The 14,884-nt window shown below is 64.5% G+C and carries 8 protein-coding genes and 2 pseudogenes; 3 read left to right on the forward strand and 7 right to left on the reverse strand.

All coding sequences use genetic code 11. From position 1 onward, the window contains the following. Positions 1 to 6: 6 nt before the first annotated feature. On the reverse strand, positions 7 to 489 hold the full coding sequence (locus tag IEY36_RS24305; protein ID WP_188971783.1) for a hypothetical protein: 483 nt from the start codon (positions 487 to 489) through the stop codon (positions 7 to 9). 220 nt (positions 490 to 709) lie between these two features. On the opposite strand from IEY36_RS24305, the gene IEY36_RS24310 reads away from it, so the two are divergent. Continuing rightward, positions 710 to 1,609 carry a hypothetical protein gene (locus tag IEY36_RS24310; protein WP_188971785.1) on the forward strand — a complete coding sequence of 300 codons (900 nt, stop codon included), beginning with the start codon at positions 710 to 712 and terminating at the stop codon, positions 1,607 to 1,609. A gap of 7 nt (positions 1,610 to 1,616) precedes the next feature. On the opposite strand, the gene IEY36_RS24315 is transcribed toward IEY36_RS24310, so the two are convergent. After that, positions 1,617 to 2,507: a DUF6734 family protein gene (locus IEY36_RS24315; protein ID WP_188971787.1), complete on the reverse strand. Its 891-nt coding sequence runs from the start codon at positions 2,505 to 2,507 to the stop codon at positions 1,617 to 1,619. Continuing rightward, complete coding sequence (locus tag IEY36_RS24320) at positions 2,504 to 3,064, reverse strand: hypothetical protein (RefSeq protein ID WP_188971789.1); 561 nt, start codon at positions 3,062 to 3,064, stop codon at positions 2,504 to 2,506. The genes IEY36_RS24315 and IEY36_RS24320 overlap by 4 nt, the downstream gene beginning before the upstream one ends. A gap of 122 nt (positions 3,065 to 3,186) precedes the next feature. On the opposite strand from IEY36_RS24320, the gene IEY36_RS24325 reads away from it, so the two are divergent. Then, positions 3,187 to 3,711, forward strand: coding sequence for a hypothetical protein (locus IEY36_RS24325; protein WP_188971791.1), 525 nt, complete (start codon positions 3,187 to 3,189; stop codon positions 3,709 to 3,711). A gap of 425 nt (positions 3,712 to 4,136) precedes the next feature. Beyond that, entirely contained in the window at positions 4,137 to 11,480 is a 7,344-nt protein-coding gene (locus tag IEY36_RS24330) for a DUF4114 domain-containing protein (RefSeq protein ID WP_188971793.1), read from the forward strand. 56 nt (positions 11,481 to 11,536) lie between these two features. Here IEY36_RS24330 and IEY36_RS24335 read toward each other — a convergent pair. The 4 genes and pseudogenes from IEY36_RS24335 to IEY36_RS24350 form a co-directional block, all read right to left on the reverse strand. Further along, a pseudogene (locus IEY36_RS24335) lies at positions 11,537 to 12,007 on the reverse strand (IS3 family transposase); the annotation flags it as partial. Between the two features lie 143 nt (positions 12,008 to 12,150). Then, a pseudogene (locus IEY36_RS24340) lies at positions 12,151 to 12,425 on the reverse strand (ATP-binding protein); the annotation flags it as partial. 1,151 nt (positions 12,426 to 13,576) lie between these two features. Further along, positions 13,577 to 13,822: a DUF3297 family protein gene (locus IEY36_RS24345; RefSeq protein WP_188971795.1), complete on the reverse strand. Its 246-nt coding sequence runs from the start codon at positions 13,820 to 13,822 to the stop codon at positions 13,577 to 13,579. Positions 13,823 to 13,914: 92 nt separating this feature from the next. Then, positions 13,915 to 14,793: a LysR family transcriptional regulator gene (locus IEY36_RS24350; protein WP_188971797.1), complete on the reverse strand. Its 879-nt coding sequence runs from the start codon at positions 14,791 to 14,793 to the stop codon at positions 13,915 to 13,917. Between the last annotated feature and the right edge of the window lie 91 nt (positions 14,794 to 14,884).

The following is a 14,884-nucleotide window of genomic DNA, read 5'->3' on the forward strand; positions in this document are numbered from 1 at the left end:
GCCGGCTCACAGACGGCGGCTGAAGCGCCGCAGCGGCATCGTCGCTACCGCACAGGGCAGCGGAGCCGGAAACGCCGCCTGTGACTCTCCCAGGCTCGCCGCGGGGTGGAGGGCGGCGTCGGGCTGCGGGCCGCTATCGGACGACGCCGCCGGCTCCTGCGCCTCGTCGTCGTTCGGTTGGTTGCCACCGCGAGTACCGGTCGCGTCATCCAGCGGTCCGGCCGCACCCTCGCTCGGCTCAACGCCGATAGCACGCAGCCCCGCCTCCGTGATGCGCAGCAGCCAGGTGCGGCCGTCAGTCTGCCAGAGGTCTCGCGCGCTGTGGGCGCTGGCGTGCTCGTCGCTCACGAGGGCCTGCTTAATCAGCGACTTCGCAACGGTCTGCCGCGCCGCTGCGGGAAGACGCTCGGGCGGGATCGCCAGCTGATCGTCGCGCTGGCTGGCCTGGCTGAGAATGATGCGCTGGGTGTCGGGGAGTCTGGTCATCATCGGGCTCCGGTTCAGCACCCGATGATCCGGGTGCTACCAGCCGGAGCCCGGCGGTTGACGTCAGCGGGGCAGCGCGGCGTTCTTCGCGCACTCGACCATTCGCTCTGATGCCGAGCGAAGCCAAGCGAGGGTGCGCTCGCAGGGTTGCTTTCCCACCGGGTGTCAACCACGTTCCGTTAGTTCGCGTCCCCGGACATGGTGCAGTTGGCGGCGGACCCGGGTGCCCAAACTCGCCGGCCTGATGGACGGCGCCGAACCAGATGTGCGGGACTTCATGGCCATTCCCCAAGGAAGCCGGGCGTCCTTGGCGGTGGGCGTCGGCAACCACCGTTCCGGGTGCTTCGTGGCGGCATGTGATGCTACGCTGATGCCGTTCCGTGGCTGTGGGGTCTGCATGTTGACGACGCTCCTTGCACAGATCGGCGTCAGCGCCGCGGCGGCGCTGACAGTTGCTTGGGCGGCGGTGAAGTTCCTCGGTAAGTCGTGGGTAGAGCATCATTTCAAACAAGAGCTTGAGGAGCTCAAGCTTGGTCACAACAAGCAAATCGAACGCCTCAAGCTGGACCTCGACATACTGCGGAGCCGGATCTCCAAGCTCCATGATCAGGAATTCACCGTACTGCCGGAAGTATGGAGCAAGATGGCGGCGGCGCTGAGCACGATGATTGCCGCCAGCGACCCCCAGCGACCATACGCGAACACGATCGGCATGAACGATGGCGAGCTCAACGAGTATCTGGAAACCACGCGATTGCTGGCGTGGGAGAAAGGTGAGATCAGAAACTTCCCGAGGGACGAGCAGAAGGGGCGGGAAGCGAAGCTGCACAACATGCTCGATTGGGCGAACTATTCGAAGGCGCGCCAGCTCGCGGAGGAATTTCGCTCTTTCCTGCAGTCCCGGCGCATCTTCATGTCGGACGAACTCACCCGCGAACTCGACCGATGCAGTGAGATGCTCGACCGCGCCGTTGCCGAGTTCCGGCGATTTCTCGAGGCGCGGCAGGCGAATCAGCCGATCGAGCTGGTGATCTGTCCGACGCTGAAGGAGGAGTCGACGCGGATGATGGAAGCGGTGCGGCTCGAGATCCAGAGGAAGCTGTTCGGCGACCGGCCGACCTGAGCCGGCCTCATCCGCCTGCCGCGGCCATGCACGCTTCGTACAGCCGCGGATGGTGGCGACGGACGCGGGCGGCGAGGCGCGCCGCGACATCAGGATTGGCCTTGGTATCGCCGATCAGGTGGGTATAGCCGACCCGCTCGGCCTCCCGTGGGTCGAAGGCGTCGTTCGATGAAGGGAACAGGAAGCCGACACTCGCCGCGGCGCCTCCCGGCGCGTGGCGGGCATGCCAGTCGAGGAAGGCCGCCAGGAAATACTGCTCGACGAGGATGTTGTCCCGCACCCCAAGTGACGGGAATATCGGGCGGTTCCGGGGATGGCGGACCACCTCCATCGCCAGCGCGGCGTAGCGGGCGAGCAGGGCCGTGTCGTTGCCGCCCAGGATGCCGCAGCATATCGCCCGGTTGACCTGCCGCGCCGCATACTCGGCCCATTGCGGAGGCACCCATCCGTCACCCTGGACGATGCCGCGCATGAAGGCATCGATCCGGTATAGCGATTGCTCCTCAAAGCTGAAGCGTTCCGGATTCTGCGCGAATATGGCAGTCTGCGTGAGATGCGGCGGGAGAGGTTTCCAAAGGATCACGTCGCTGTCGAGGTGGACGAATGGTTCGGTTTGCGTGGCGTAGGTGCTGAGTTTGCCGAGCACCCACCATTCCAGGTCATCCTCCGCGTCGAGGAGATCGAGTGTCAGCTCGACGCGTCGGAAGGGCAGTTTCAGCCGGTCGACCAGCAGCTCGGCACCGGTGCTGTCGGTATGCAGGCAGGTAATCGGGTAGTGGTTCGCCGCCTCGGCGACCGAAAGCGCCCAGGAAAGAAGGTGCGTCAGCTCCGAATGCCAGGCGCGATGGTAGTAGGCGCGATAGGGCTTGGACCAGAAGGACCAAACGGCCCGGTTCACAACAGGTGGCTGCCGATGCCATGCGATGCGGATCCGGAATAGGAGGTCCCGACCGGCGCAACTACCCTGAAAACGTCCGGGACCTCGTAGAGCCGACCATCCAGGGCGACGAAGAGGCTGCGCGGGCCCATCACAGCGTCGCCAGCGATATCGATCGCGACGTCCGCCTCGTCCGCGCGTCGATTGATCACCTCGATGCCGATCCCCGATCCCGAAAAGCGCAGCTGCGCGCGGCCCAGCAGGCTCGATCCGCTCAAGGTCGCCACGATAAGCGACTGGGGAACGCCCCAACTGCGCGAGCATACGATCCAGTCAATCCGCTGCAAGCTCATTTCCTTTTCCCACATAAGCAGTAAAGCGTTTTCCGCTCGCACGAAAACGGCACCGGCCCACCCCCACCCGGCCACCATCCAGGATATTGTCGCTGGGTGGCCGGATAGGGGTGCGGGCCGGCAGGGGCCGGGGTCGCGTTCCCGGATAAGGTGTAGCAGGCCGCGGACCGGCCCGCCGCCCTGACTGCCAAGCGTCTTGGCGGCTGCGGGCCGGTCGGCGGTCATCGTGGTAATTCTGCGCAGGGTTGGGTTGCGACACGCAACTCTGACCTGGGGACCACCCCGATGACCGATGACAGGTTGGCGGCATCATCCGCAATGCCGGAAAGCTCTATACCGGACTGAACGTGATCCGACAGGCGCTGTCGGACTGGTCCTCCGAGGCCGATATCGGCATCACCGTCCGCCACGTGGATGCGGACCAGATCGAGCTGCGCCGCGCGGAAGGTTTCACGATCGGCATGCGCACGCTGGGTGATGGCCGCGGTGTGGAGGACAGCACCTTCACGCTGGGGCGGATCGTCAACAACCGCATCGGGCTCGACATCTGGTGCGCGACGGCGACGGCCTGGAACACCTCCATCCGCTACTATGGCGGGCACTTCGCCCAGGCGACCGGGGTGAATGCTGCGCAGGACCGCTTTGGGGTGCGGCTCGGGAACGAGGTCGGCGCCTGTTTCCATCACAACCGCCATGCCTTTGACGCGCCGAACTTCGAGCTGCGCCAGGCCGGTAGCAACATCGCCATCCCCTTCCTGAACCAGACCTCCGGCTCTGCCATCATCGCGCGCAACATGCGTATGGAGGCCTGCTCGCCCCTGGCGGCGCGACACACCGCCGGGGCGCAGGATTGCGAGTGCGACATCGCCTGAACTCCAACGAACTTCGCGGACAACCAGGCTACTGAAAACAATGGCTGGTGGCCGGATAACGAAGTCCGCAGAACTTCGGAATCAGGACACTCGCACGTCCTCTTCCGCGGTATCCGTCAGCGTGGCGGGCCTGACCTTCTCGATCACCGCCTTCGCCGCGGCCCGACGCGGGTCCAGGACGGCGGGGAGATAGAAGCCGCGGCGCAGCTACGGGGACGCGACCTACCGCCCCGTCACCGGACGCATGCCTTCATTGCGTCGTTTCGCACGGATCAATGATTGACGGCATACACCGCGCTAATCGCTAGACGGGATACGGCTCCGTGCTGCACGCCTCCTGCGCGTTAAATCATTGGACACTTCGCGCGATAGGTGCGATGCGAGAATGAGGCGCGGCTGACGTTTTTCCGCGAGCGGAGAGTTCAATGACAACCTTCACGGTGACCAACCTCAATGACAGCGGTGAGGGGTCGCTGAGGGCCGCCATTGAAGCATCCAACGCAGCGCCGCCCAACGTTCCGAACACGATCGAATTTTCGGTATCCGGAACGATCCTGCTGGCAAGCGATCTGCCCCATGTGACCAACACGGTGTCGATCATCGCCGGCGACACCGCCACCGGGAACGCCCCGACAGTCGGCATCGACTTCAACCAGCATGCTGGTCTGGTGTTCGAGCCGGGCTCGGCGGGCTCTCAGCTAATCGGTCTGTCACTGGGCAATGCCGACGGCGATGGGGTCACGCTGAGTGCCGGTAGCATCCTGCTCAACAACAACTACATCGGCCTTGCGCTGGATGGCACGGCGTTGGGCAATTCCGGCGACGGCATCTCCATCGCGGCCACCTCTTCCGCAAATCTGATCGGCTACAACCCCGACGCCGCTGCGCTTGCTGCAGCAGGAAGCCCCTCCGCGGGCGTGATTTCCAACGTCATCTCCGCGAATGGCGGCAACGGGATCAGCTTGCACGGTTCGGCGGACAACGTCGTCGTGTCGAATCGCATTGGCACCAGCGTCGACGGCAACACGTCGATGGGCAATGGCGGCAACGGCATCTGGCTGACCGATGGATCAAACGGCAACACGATCGGCGGTACGGTCGTCGGCAACGACGCCGCCGGCGACCCAAACGATCCGACCGGCGACAAGGGCACGGTGACACCGATATTCGTGGCGCCGCCGCTCGGCAATCTCGTCTCGGGCAACGGACAGAACGGCGTCCTGATCGACGAGCAATCGCAGAACAACCTCCTGAACGGCAACTACATCGGCACGACGGCCGATGGTAACACGGCGCTGGGAAACCAGGGCGACGGCGTCGCGATCATTAACGCGGATTTCAATTCGCTGCATGGCTGCACCGTCGTCGACAATCCTTTCATCTACTACAACGTCGTCAGCGGCAATGCCGGCAATGGCATCCATGTCACCGACTCCGACCATGTGACGATCCGTGCCAATTTCGTCGGCATAGGCGCCAACAACGCCGTCATGGTCGGCAATGCCGGTGACGGCATCCTGATCGACGGCTCGTCGCGCAACACGCAAGTGGGCGGCGTGATCCCACTCGGCAACGTCGTCTCGGGCAATGCCCTGAATGGCATCGAGGTCACCGACACAGCCAGCGGGTTCAGTACGCTCAATACCTTCGCCGGCATCTATGCCTTTGTCGGCATTGCGCCGAATGGCAATAACGGCATCCTCATCACGTCCACCGGCGGGAATCAGACCGTCCAGACCAATGTGATCTCGGGTAACCTGAACAACGGCCTGGAGATTTCCGGCGACGCCTGGGGCGTGACGGTCGTGCCGAACATCATCGGGCTCGACACTCGCGGCGACACCGCCTTCGCCAACGGCAATAACGGCATCCTCATCGCGGGCACCGCGCACGACAACGTCGTCGGCGGCACCGGCATTCTGAGCAACGCGTCCGTCATTCGCCAGAACACGATTTCCGGCAACAACAACTACGGCATCGTGATCAGCGAGCAGGCCCATAACAATGTGATCAGCCAGAGCGCGATCGGGACCGACATCCAGGAGCTTGCGGCCCTTCCCAATGGGGCCGGCGGGGTATTGCTGCAAAGTACGGGCATCGGGAACGTCGTAGGCACGGCCCATGTCGGCTGGTCTCCGCTGCCTTCGCCGGCTGAGCTTGTCAACGTGATCAGCGGCAACATCGGCAATGGCGTCACCTTGGACGCTGGTGTGGATCTCAATGCCGTCATCCGGAACTGGATCGGTCTCAATCTGAACGGCCAGTCCACCTTGCCGAATGGCGGCAATGCGATCGTCGATGGCGGCACGTACAATCTGATCTACGGCAACCAGACCGTCGCGCCGACGCCCCTGCCTTTGGAATCGCCGACAAGCCAGCTTGAGGCGCTCTATATCGGCTGGTTCGGCAGGGCCGCCGATCCGCTTGGCTTCGACGACCAGATGGGCCAGCTGCTCACGCTGATCACCGATGGCGTGTCACTCGCTGCCGCGATGCTCATCATCTCGGAAGGCTTCGCAACGTCACCCGAGAACGCACAGTTCGCAGCGCTGGCCGCCCAGACGGTGCCCGTCGTCACGCCATCGCTGCTGTTGATCGAACTCACCAACAACTTCATCAACCAGACTTTCACGAACCTGTTCGATCGGGCGGCGGACAGCGCAGAATTGGCGGCGTGGCGCACCGTATTCTTCTCCGGCGCGGTGCCTTACGCGGACCTGGTCTATGACATCGCCTTGTCGGCGCTGAACGACGACGTCACGGCGATGAATTCCAAGATTCAGGCAGCCGCATATTTCACCTCCGCGATGACGGGGCTCGCGGAGGTGCCGTCCCTCGCCGAGATGCAGGCCGCGGTGTCCGACATCTTCGACGCCACCACGGAATACACTTCCCAGGCCGCCACCGACGCTCAGGTGGGGTCAAGCCATGTCCAGATCGACTACCAGACGATCCTGAGCCCCCTGGACATCATCACCGGCGTACGCGCGGATCTGGAAGGCGCCGTGATCCTTACCGGCAGCAGGGGCACGAGCGGTTCGACAAGCACGCAGGCCTTCCTTTTCCAAGGCCCGCTGAACGACACCGCGGCCGGTACGGTCTATCTCCTGGATCCGGACTTCGGCAGCGGCCAGACGGTCACCACCGCGACGCTTTACGGACCGAATACCTCCATCTTCGCGCCGAGCATTGGCCTCGGCAATGTTCGCGCGGTGGGCAGCTATCAGTATTCGGAGAGCCCGACGGGGATCTTCAACCACGGCATGATCTACGAGGGGCGCGTCGACGGCACCAACGGCACCTGGACGCAGATCGACGTTCCGTCGGACGGTGTCGACGTGACCGATGGGATCGTGATCGGGACTGCCGTTAGAGACACGATCCTGCACAGCACGGCTGGTGAGCTGGTTGTCGGCAACTACGATCTCGTCGGGCCCGGCGGTACGCTGCTGGGCGCCAACGGCTTCATCTACAACATGGTGACCCAGCAATACACGTTGATGAATGTCAACGGCAGCTTCGATAACCTGACGTCGCTTTACGGCATATGGCAGAACGGTGTCGGCAGCACCTCCTACACACTGGCCGGTGGCACCAAGGACGCGGCCGGTCTGAATGCTGGCTTCCTGGCGCATTACGATCTGTCGACCGGCCTCGTCTCGGATCTGTCATATTACACCGGAAACAATGCACCGGGGGTCATCACCCATTTTGAGAACATCACCGCGGTCCCCGGCGGGTACAACCTGGTTGCGACGACCGACGCTGGCCCGGCATTCGTTTTCATCGAATTGAAGCCTGACGGCACCTTTGGCGAGGCAGTGTGGACCGCCGCGGATCTGCCGGGCAGCAACCTGATGACCGGCAACATCGTCTATCAGAACGTCTTCGGTGGCATCTACAACACCGACAGCGGCGATGACGTCGGCAGCTACCTTGGTGTGGTCGATCAGTCGCATGTCAGTGCCGAAGGCGGCCTGATCATGCCTGTCGGCTCATTCGATTTCGCCTATTCGCTGAACGTCGCCGGAAGCGTTGGTGTGTCCATCACCGGATCCGCGGTGGCCGGCAATGTTCTTGGCGGCTCGATCGGCAACGACACCCTCATCGGCACCCAAAGCCTGGTGCAGCCTGATACGATCTATACGGGCGGCGGCACTGATGTGATCGTGCTAGCGGCGGCCCATACGGCACGCACACGCATCGAGTTGTTCGCCGGGAACGGCCTGACCAACATCGCTGCCGTGGCACCGGGATTTGCGATGGACGCCGTCGCCGGCAGCATCGTGGACGCCGAGAATACCCCGCAGTTGGGCTGGTGGGGGCAGGCCACAGGTCAGTTCGGCGGTCCCGTATCGGACGACTCGACCAATGCGGGCTTGGGCAGTGGTACCAGCCAGAACATGTCGGTTGTGCTCAATTTCACGACGGGCACCGCCAACGATCCGGGTGATGTCATCGACATCGCGCTCGATGCCTTCAGCGACTATGTCCGCGACGCCAGCGGCGCGTCGCCGATGCCGGGCTACGCGGTCTTCAGCAACTTGCTCGAATCGGGCGGCGTCATCACCGTGACCAACGCCAATGTCCTGCTGATCGACAGCCCGATCGGCTTTGCCAATGCCGCGGAGCTTGCCGCGGAGTTGTGGGTGAACCCTATCAGCTTCGCCGGCCCCCAGAGCGGGGAGTTCAACCACTTCATCATTGCCTATGCCGACCTCGAGGGAGACGTCCGCATAGCTGACATGGACATCCAACTCGGCAATACCCCGACGTTCAACACGACCGCGCAAGGCGCGACCCTGTCCATCTCGGACATGGTGGAATTGCGCGGTGTGTCGTTGTCATCGCTGCAGACGGCCAACATCAACTTCCTGGGTGACGGTCACGCCGAGATCGCCAACTCCAGTTACCTCGATTTCACTGGCTACCGCATCACCGATGGGACGACGGTCGCGGCTGCCTATCACCTTGATTCGCGAAACGTGCAGCTCGCGACGCGGGCCGGCATCAACGTCGCCATCATTCTCGATCGGGTCGAGGATCCATCGGCGTTGCTGGGCGGAAGCTGGGGCGAGCGGCAGCGCGCGCTGGCCGATCTGAACGACAGCGGCACCTTGTGGAGCACCTACGGTGCCGACCAGGCGCAATACAATGCCGTCGTGAGCGTGCTGCAGAATACCTACAATCTGCGGGTCCTGGATGGCACGGATTCGGCGATCCACGGCGACTACGTTTCGTCAGCGGCATCGCGGACGATCTGGGTGGAAGTCGATACCGCCGCGCAGTTCGCCAATCTGTTCGACACGCCGCTGTACGTGAACAACGATGCGAGTAATCCCTTCGTCTTCTGGAACGGCAATCTTGCGCTGCCAGAGGAGTGGAACGTCCAGGGCCTGTGGTTCGATACCGAGAATGCGCCACCGGCCTCGAACATGGCGCCAGGCGGCGCGGTGTCGCTGACGCAGGGCCCGCAGAGCATCGGCAATGCGACGGCCTCGGTGCCGAACATGGCACCGAATGACATTGCTGCTCTTTATCATTTCCCACTGGACGGACAGTCCGTGCAGACAGGGTCCATCGCCCTGATCGCCCCGGGCACCGGCAACGTGGTGCCTAATGATGGTGGCGGCACCTTCGACCAACGGCTGGCGCAGTACCTCGCCTCGATTGGGCAGACGGGCAACGGCGCCGTCTTCGTGCAGGGCCTCAATGGCCAGAGTTATGTCGCGGGCGATCCTGGCGAGCGCTCGACTGATGTGGGCACCTTCGCCGCCATCAATCCAAACAGCGACATAGGCCTCTACAACGGCTCGGGCTTCAACGGAAATGCCAGCGCCTCGACCTTCACGGCACTGCAAAGCGCCATCTGGGACCAGGTGAACAACCCGGGCGTCATTTCCAATGCCTCGCACGATCTGCAGAGCATGTCGCCGAACTCGCCATTCTATCGCGCTTATTCGGAGCTCTATGTCGACGCGGCGTTGCGCAACCAGACGGTGCTGTCGGCTCTCGGCGACGGCGGCTCAGGCAACGGGACCGGCAACGGGCTCGCGAATGTCTCGTTCGACCTGACCAGCCCCTACGCCTTGCTCGTCGGCGGCACGTCGAAATCCACGCTCGCTGCGGCCGCGGGCGACCCGACGCTGTTCTCATCCTTCGTCGAGCCCGCCTTGGCAGGCGATCTGTCGACGATCTGGCAGCTCATGGCGAACGGGTTGACCAGGCTGCCCAGCAATGCGACCGCCGCGCAGGCTTTCGTGGAGACGGCGTGGAACAGCTATGTCGTGAACGGCGGCGCGATCACCTCCTCCGAGGCGTCCCCGGGAGGCTACGTGCGCGGCACGGCGGGCGCTGGTGGCGTCGACCCGACCCAGCCAACGCCATCCTACCAAGCCGCCTATGGGCTCAGCCCCGTCACGGCGGACCCCATGGCGCAGTCCGGCCGCGGCGTTCCCGACGTATCGGGCAATGCCGGCGGTAATCTCCACTATCTCGTTCCAGGCAATGACATGCTGGGCGCCACGGGACAGCACGGCACTGGTCCGGCAGCGGCGTTCTGGGGGGCGCTGACAACCCAGTTCAACCTGATCTTCGAGGATCAGGGATTGCCGCGTCTCGGTTACATGAACGACCTGCTCTACATCGCCTCGGTGATTGCCCCGGCCGCCTTCGCCGACGTGACGCTCGGCAACAATATCTCGTCCTTCGTCGAAGGACGGGGATACAGCACCGCCGACACCGCGGGCACGGGCCAGGTTGAGGTGACGCCGACCGGCCACGGATACTACGCCGGGCCCGGATACGACCTGGTAAGCGGGCTTGGTACCCCGAATGGCACGCTGCTCGCGCGCGCCCTGACGGCCATCGGCCATTCCGAGATGTACTTCAGCGAAAGCCCGGACATGCTCGACGCTGCCGGCGACGGCTGGACGAGCGGCGCGAACCAGAGCCTGTTGTTCCAAGCCATGTCCGCTGAGAGCGCGACGATCGACGTGAGCCTGGGGTCTCAGCTCCAGACCGTCTCCAGCGGTCCTTTAGGCGCCTACGCCTGGACCAGCCGACTGGCACAGCAGTCGCTGCAGGCAGACTTCGACCCGGTGCTGGTCAGGATGTTCGACCAGTACGCCCAGGGCGCGGTAATGCAGTCGCAGGTGTCGTCGGGCGAGGATGTCTCGGTGTCCATCAATGCCTCGATGGGCGATGCGATTCAGGGCTCCTTGAGCAGCGCCTTCGGCTTTGCCGATTTCCTGACGGATAGTGGCGCCGTCCGCGTCGCGCGCGCGGTCGCGGCTGCCGAAACGGCAGGTGGCCTCGACGACCAGATCGCCACGGTGCGCGTGCGACAGAACGGCACGGACAACCTGTCGCTCAGCCTTTACCGTGTCGACGATCTTGGCGGCATGATCGATGGCCTCAGCCCTGGCTCGGCCGGCTACGCCGACGCAGCGCAGACCCGGGCCTACCAATTTGCGGACAGGACAACGTCGCTCGACGGGCCTGGCTATGGAGAATACACCCAGGCTGCGCTTGTCGGTATCGATGCCGGTGACTTGATCGCCATGAGGCTCACCACCACCGACGAGACCTATTGGGCATTCGCTCAGGCCAATGAAACCGTGGATGGCCAACAGGTCGGCCATATCTGGAACTACGGGCTGAACACATGGGGATGGGAGGACCAGAAGGGTGGCGGCGACCGCGATTTCAACGACCTCGTCGTCCAACTCGACTTCAACAGTGCTGCCGGCCATGGCTGGCTCGTGTAGCCAGAGCTGATGGCCTGCTGCCGGTTCGATGGACACGGAGTTTGGCTTGAACCGGCCAAGCGCTCGAACTCCATAGGGCTGAGATACCCGATGGTCGAGTGCCGTCGTCCGGGGTTGTAGAAGCGCTCGATGTAGTCGAATACGTCGGCCCGAGCTTGATCGCGATTGCGATAGACCCGGTCCCTGACGCGTTCGATCTTGAGCGATGAGAAGAAGCTCTCCATCGCGGCATTGTCCCAGACATTGCCAGACCTGCTCATCGACCAGGTGACGCCAGGATCCGCCATCAAGCGCTGGAACGGATCAGCGCTATATTGGCTGCCGCGATCCGAGTGGTGGAGCACGGACCGCGGGCTGCCGCGCCGCCAGATCTCCATAACCAGCGCATCGGTGACGAGCTGCGCCGTCATGCTGGCGCTCATCGACCAGCCCACGACGCGGCGCGAGAACAGATCCAGCACCACGGCCACGTGAAGCCAGCCCTCGGCGGTCCAGATATAGGTGAAGTCAGCCACCCATTTCTGATGTCAATCGGCACGCAAACGGGACCCTCGATCGGCGTGCAAAAGGGACCCCCTTCTGATGCGGATGATCGCGCCCGGGTTGGCTGCTGCGGAGCCGTAGGCGCAGCGGCAGGCAACCCGGGCTCGTCGGCGCGTTCTGCTGTGGATCAGGCGCGGTTCTTGAACCGCCAGCTGTCGTTGCCGGTCTCGACGATGTCGCAGTGATGCGTCGGCGATCCAGCAGCGCGGTAGTCATCTTGGCGTCGCCGAACACGCTCGGCCATTCGCAAAAGGCCAGGTTCGTTGTCACCAGGATCGATGTCTGCTCGTACAGCTGACTGAACAAGTGGAACAGCAACTGCCCGCCCGAGAGCGCGAACGGCAGGTAGCCGAGCTCATCGAGCACCACGAGATCGACACGGCGCAGCTGGTCGGCCAGCCGTCACTACCGGCCCTTGCTGCCCAATGCCGACAGCGACTGGCTGTTTCCGTCCAAGACATACACGGACCAGCCGCGCCACAAGGGCGGCCTTGGCAACTCGATCAGCCTTGCCATCCACAAGAACGTTGGCGTGCGGATGTCCACCCATCAGTTCCGCGCGCTGGCCGATGCGTTCATCCTCGGCGCGAATCCTCATGCGATCGAGGATCTGCGCCTCGTGCTCGGGCACACGACCTTCGATACCTCGATGCGGTTCTACGCCTCCTCGGCGCCCAAGGGGGCTGTCGCACGGCTCTGCGAGGGTGATCACGACGGAGCGCCGGCGCACCCGGCTCCGCGATGGTGCGAGGTGCGGGATTCCCGCGAGTTGCTGGCCGACGCCATCGCGCTGTTCGAGATGGGCAGCACCGGGCGTGGCTATGCCCATGGACGGGTGGCGGTGCGCGATGCGGCGCTGCTCGGTCTGCTCGCCACACATGGGCCGCGCATCCGCTCCGTGGGCGCCATGGAGATGCGATCGGATCACGTGGCGACCTTTTGCAAGGCCTTCATCGAGGAGTGGAACCGGGCGCAGGCCGAGGTCTCGGTCGGCGCTGAGGGTGCCCGACGGGACTTCCAGGGCGTCCAGCGGAAGCTAGACAACCTGGTGGACGCCATCGCCGAGGGGAGTCCGCGCGCCCGGCGTGCAGCGCAAGCTCGAGGAGCTGGAGGCGCGCCGCGAGCAGCTCAAGGCGGAGTTGCAAGGCCATTCGGCGGTCGCGCCGGTCCTCCATCCCAACCTGGCCGAGGTCTACGCCCGCCGAGCCGCGGTGCTCCGGGATGCCATCGAGGGCCGGAACGACCCCGAGGTCCTGGAAGCGGCCCGCGCGCTCGTCGACAAGGTCATCGTCAGCCCCGGGCAGGGGCCAGACGACCCGCCAGAGATCGAACTCGTTGGTCACCTCGTCGGTATGCTGCGGGCCGGCGGCGCCGTCCTGGCCACGGAGGACGCCGCCGTCGGCGACGCCCTCAAAGCCTCGACCTCAGGTTCGGGAGAGGGGGGGCACCCAGGGGGCAGAGCCCCTCCATTCTTCATCGTCAAGCACATGGGCCGCCGGTATCAGGGCCTTTGGTGCGGTGAGGTCTGGAGAGGGGCAAAGCCTCTCCGGTTCCTATGCCGCCGGATCGCGCAGATAAGCCTCGACCGTCCCCGTCAACTTCAGTGTCAGCGGCTTGCCGCGGCGGTCCACGGCCTTGCCCATGCTGACCCGCACCCAGCCTTCCGAGATGCAATACTCCTCGACATTGGTTTTCTCCTCGCCGCGGAATCGGATGCCGACGCCGCGCTGGAGCAGTTCCTCGTTAAAATACGGGCTGGAGGGATCGGTCGAGAGCCGGTCGGGTAGTGTGTCAGCCATGGCGTGTTGCCTCCGCGAGATTCGGCCGCACGGCCGCAAGGAGCGCCCCGCCTAATCCAGCTTGGCGGCAAAGCCAAGGCGGCGGGCGCGGTTCATGCCACCTCAGCCGCCAACCGCGCCAGCAGCCAGTCGCGCAGGGCACGCATCGCCGGCGCCTCCGGCCGCGAGCGCAGCCGGGTCAACCAGTAAGCCCCCAGCGTGACCTCGGCGGCAAAGGGCCTTACGAGCCGCCCCTCGCGCAGGGCCGGCTCGAACATCCGCGCCGGCAGCAGCCCGACCCCGGTGCCCAGCATCGCCGCCTCCGCCATCGCCAGCGAGGAATCGAACACGAAGCCCCGGATATTCGGCGCGCCGAGCCCGACCGCCGCGAACCACTGCTCCCATTCGTCGACACGGTAGGACCGCAACAGCGTCTCGCGCAGCAGGTCGGTCGGCCGGCGCAACCGCTCGGCCACCGGCGGCGCGCAGAGCGGGCACAGCGGCGCCGCCAGCAATCGCGTCGCCTCCGTGCCATGCCAAGCGCCGTCGCCGAAGCGGATCGCCCCGTCCAGCCCCTCGCCGGCCAGGTCCACCCGGTTGTTGTTGGTCATCAGCCGCAGGTCGATATGCGGGTGCGCGGCGCGGAACGCCGGCAGCCGCGGCAACAGCCAGCCGGTGACGAAGGTGCCGACGGCACCGATCGTCAGCACCTCCTTCAGCCGCCCTCCCTGGAACCGCTGCAACGTGGCGCCGATGCTGCGGAAGGCGTCGCTCAGCACCGGCAGCAGCGCCTCGCCTTCCTCGGTCAGCGCCAGGCCGCGCGGCAGCCGCCGGAACAGCCTGACCCCCAAAATTTCTTCGAGCGCCTTCACCTGATGGCTCACCGCCGCCTGCGTCACCCGCAGTTCCAGCCCGGCGCGGGTGAAACTGAGATGGCGGGCGGCCGCCTCGAAGGCACGCAGGGCGTTGAGCGGCAGCGGCGGCAAGGTCATGGCTCATGATTAGAAATTCTAGGGTCATTGGCAAGAATTGATAGTTTGGGGCACGGCCCATCCCCAGCCAAAGCTGCGCCCGCCAGCAACA

The sequence above is a fragment of the Neoroseomonas lacus genome (assembly GCF_014644535.1).
GTDB classification, from domain to species: domain Bacteria; phylum Pseudomonadota; class Alphaproteobacteria; order Acetobacterales; family Acetobacteraceae; genus Neoroseomonas; species Neoroseomonas lacus.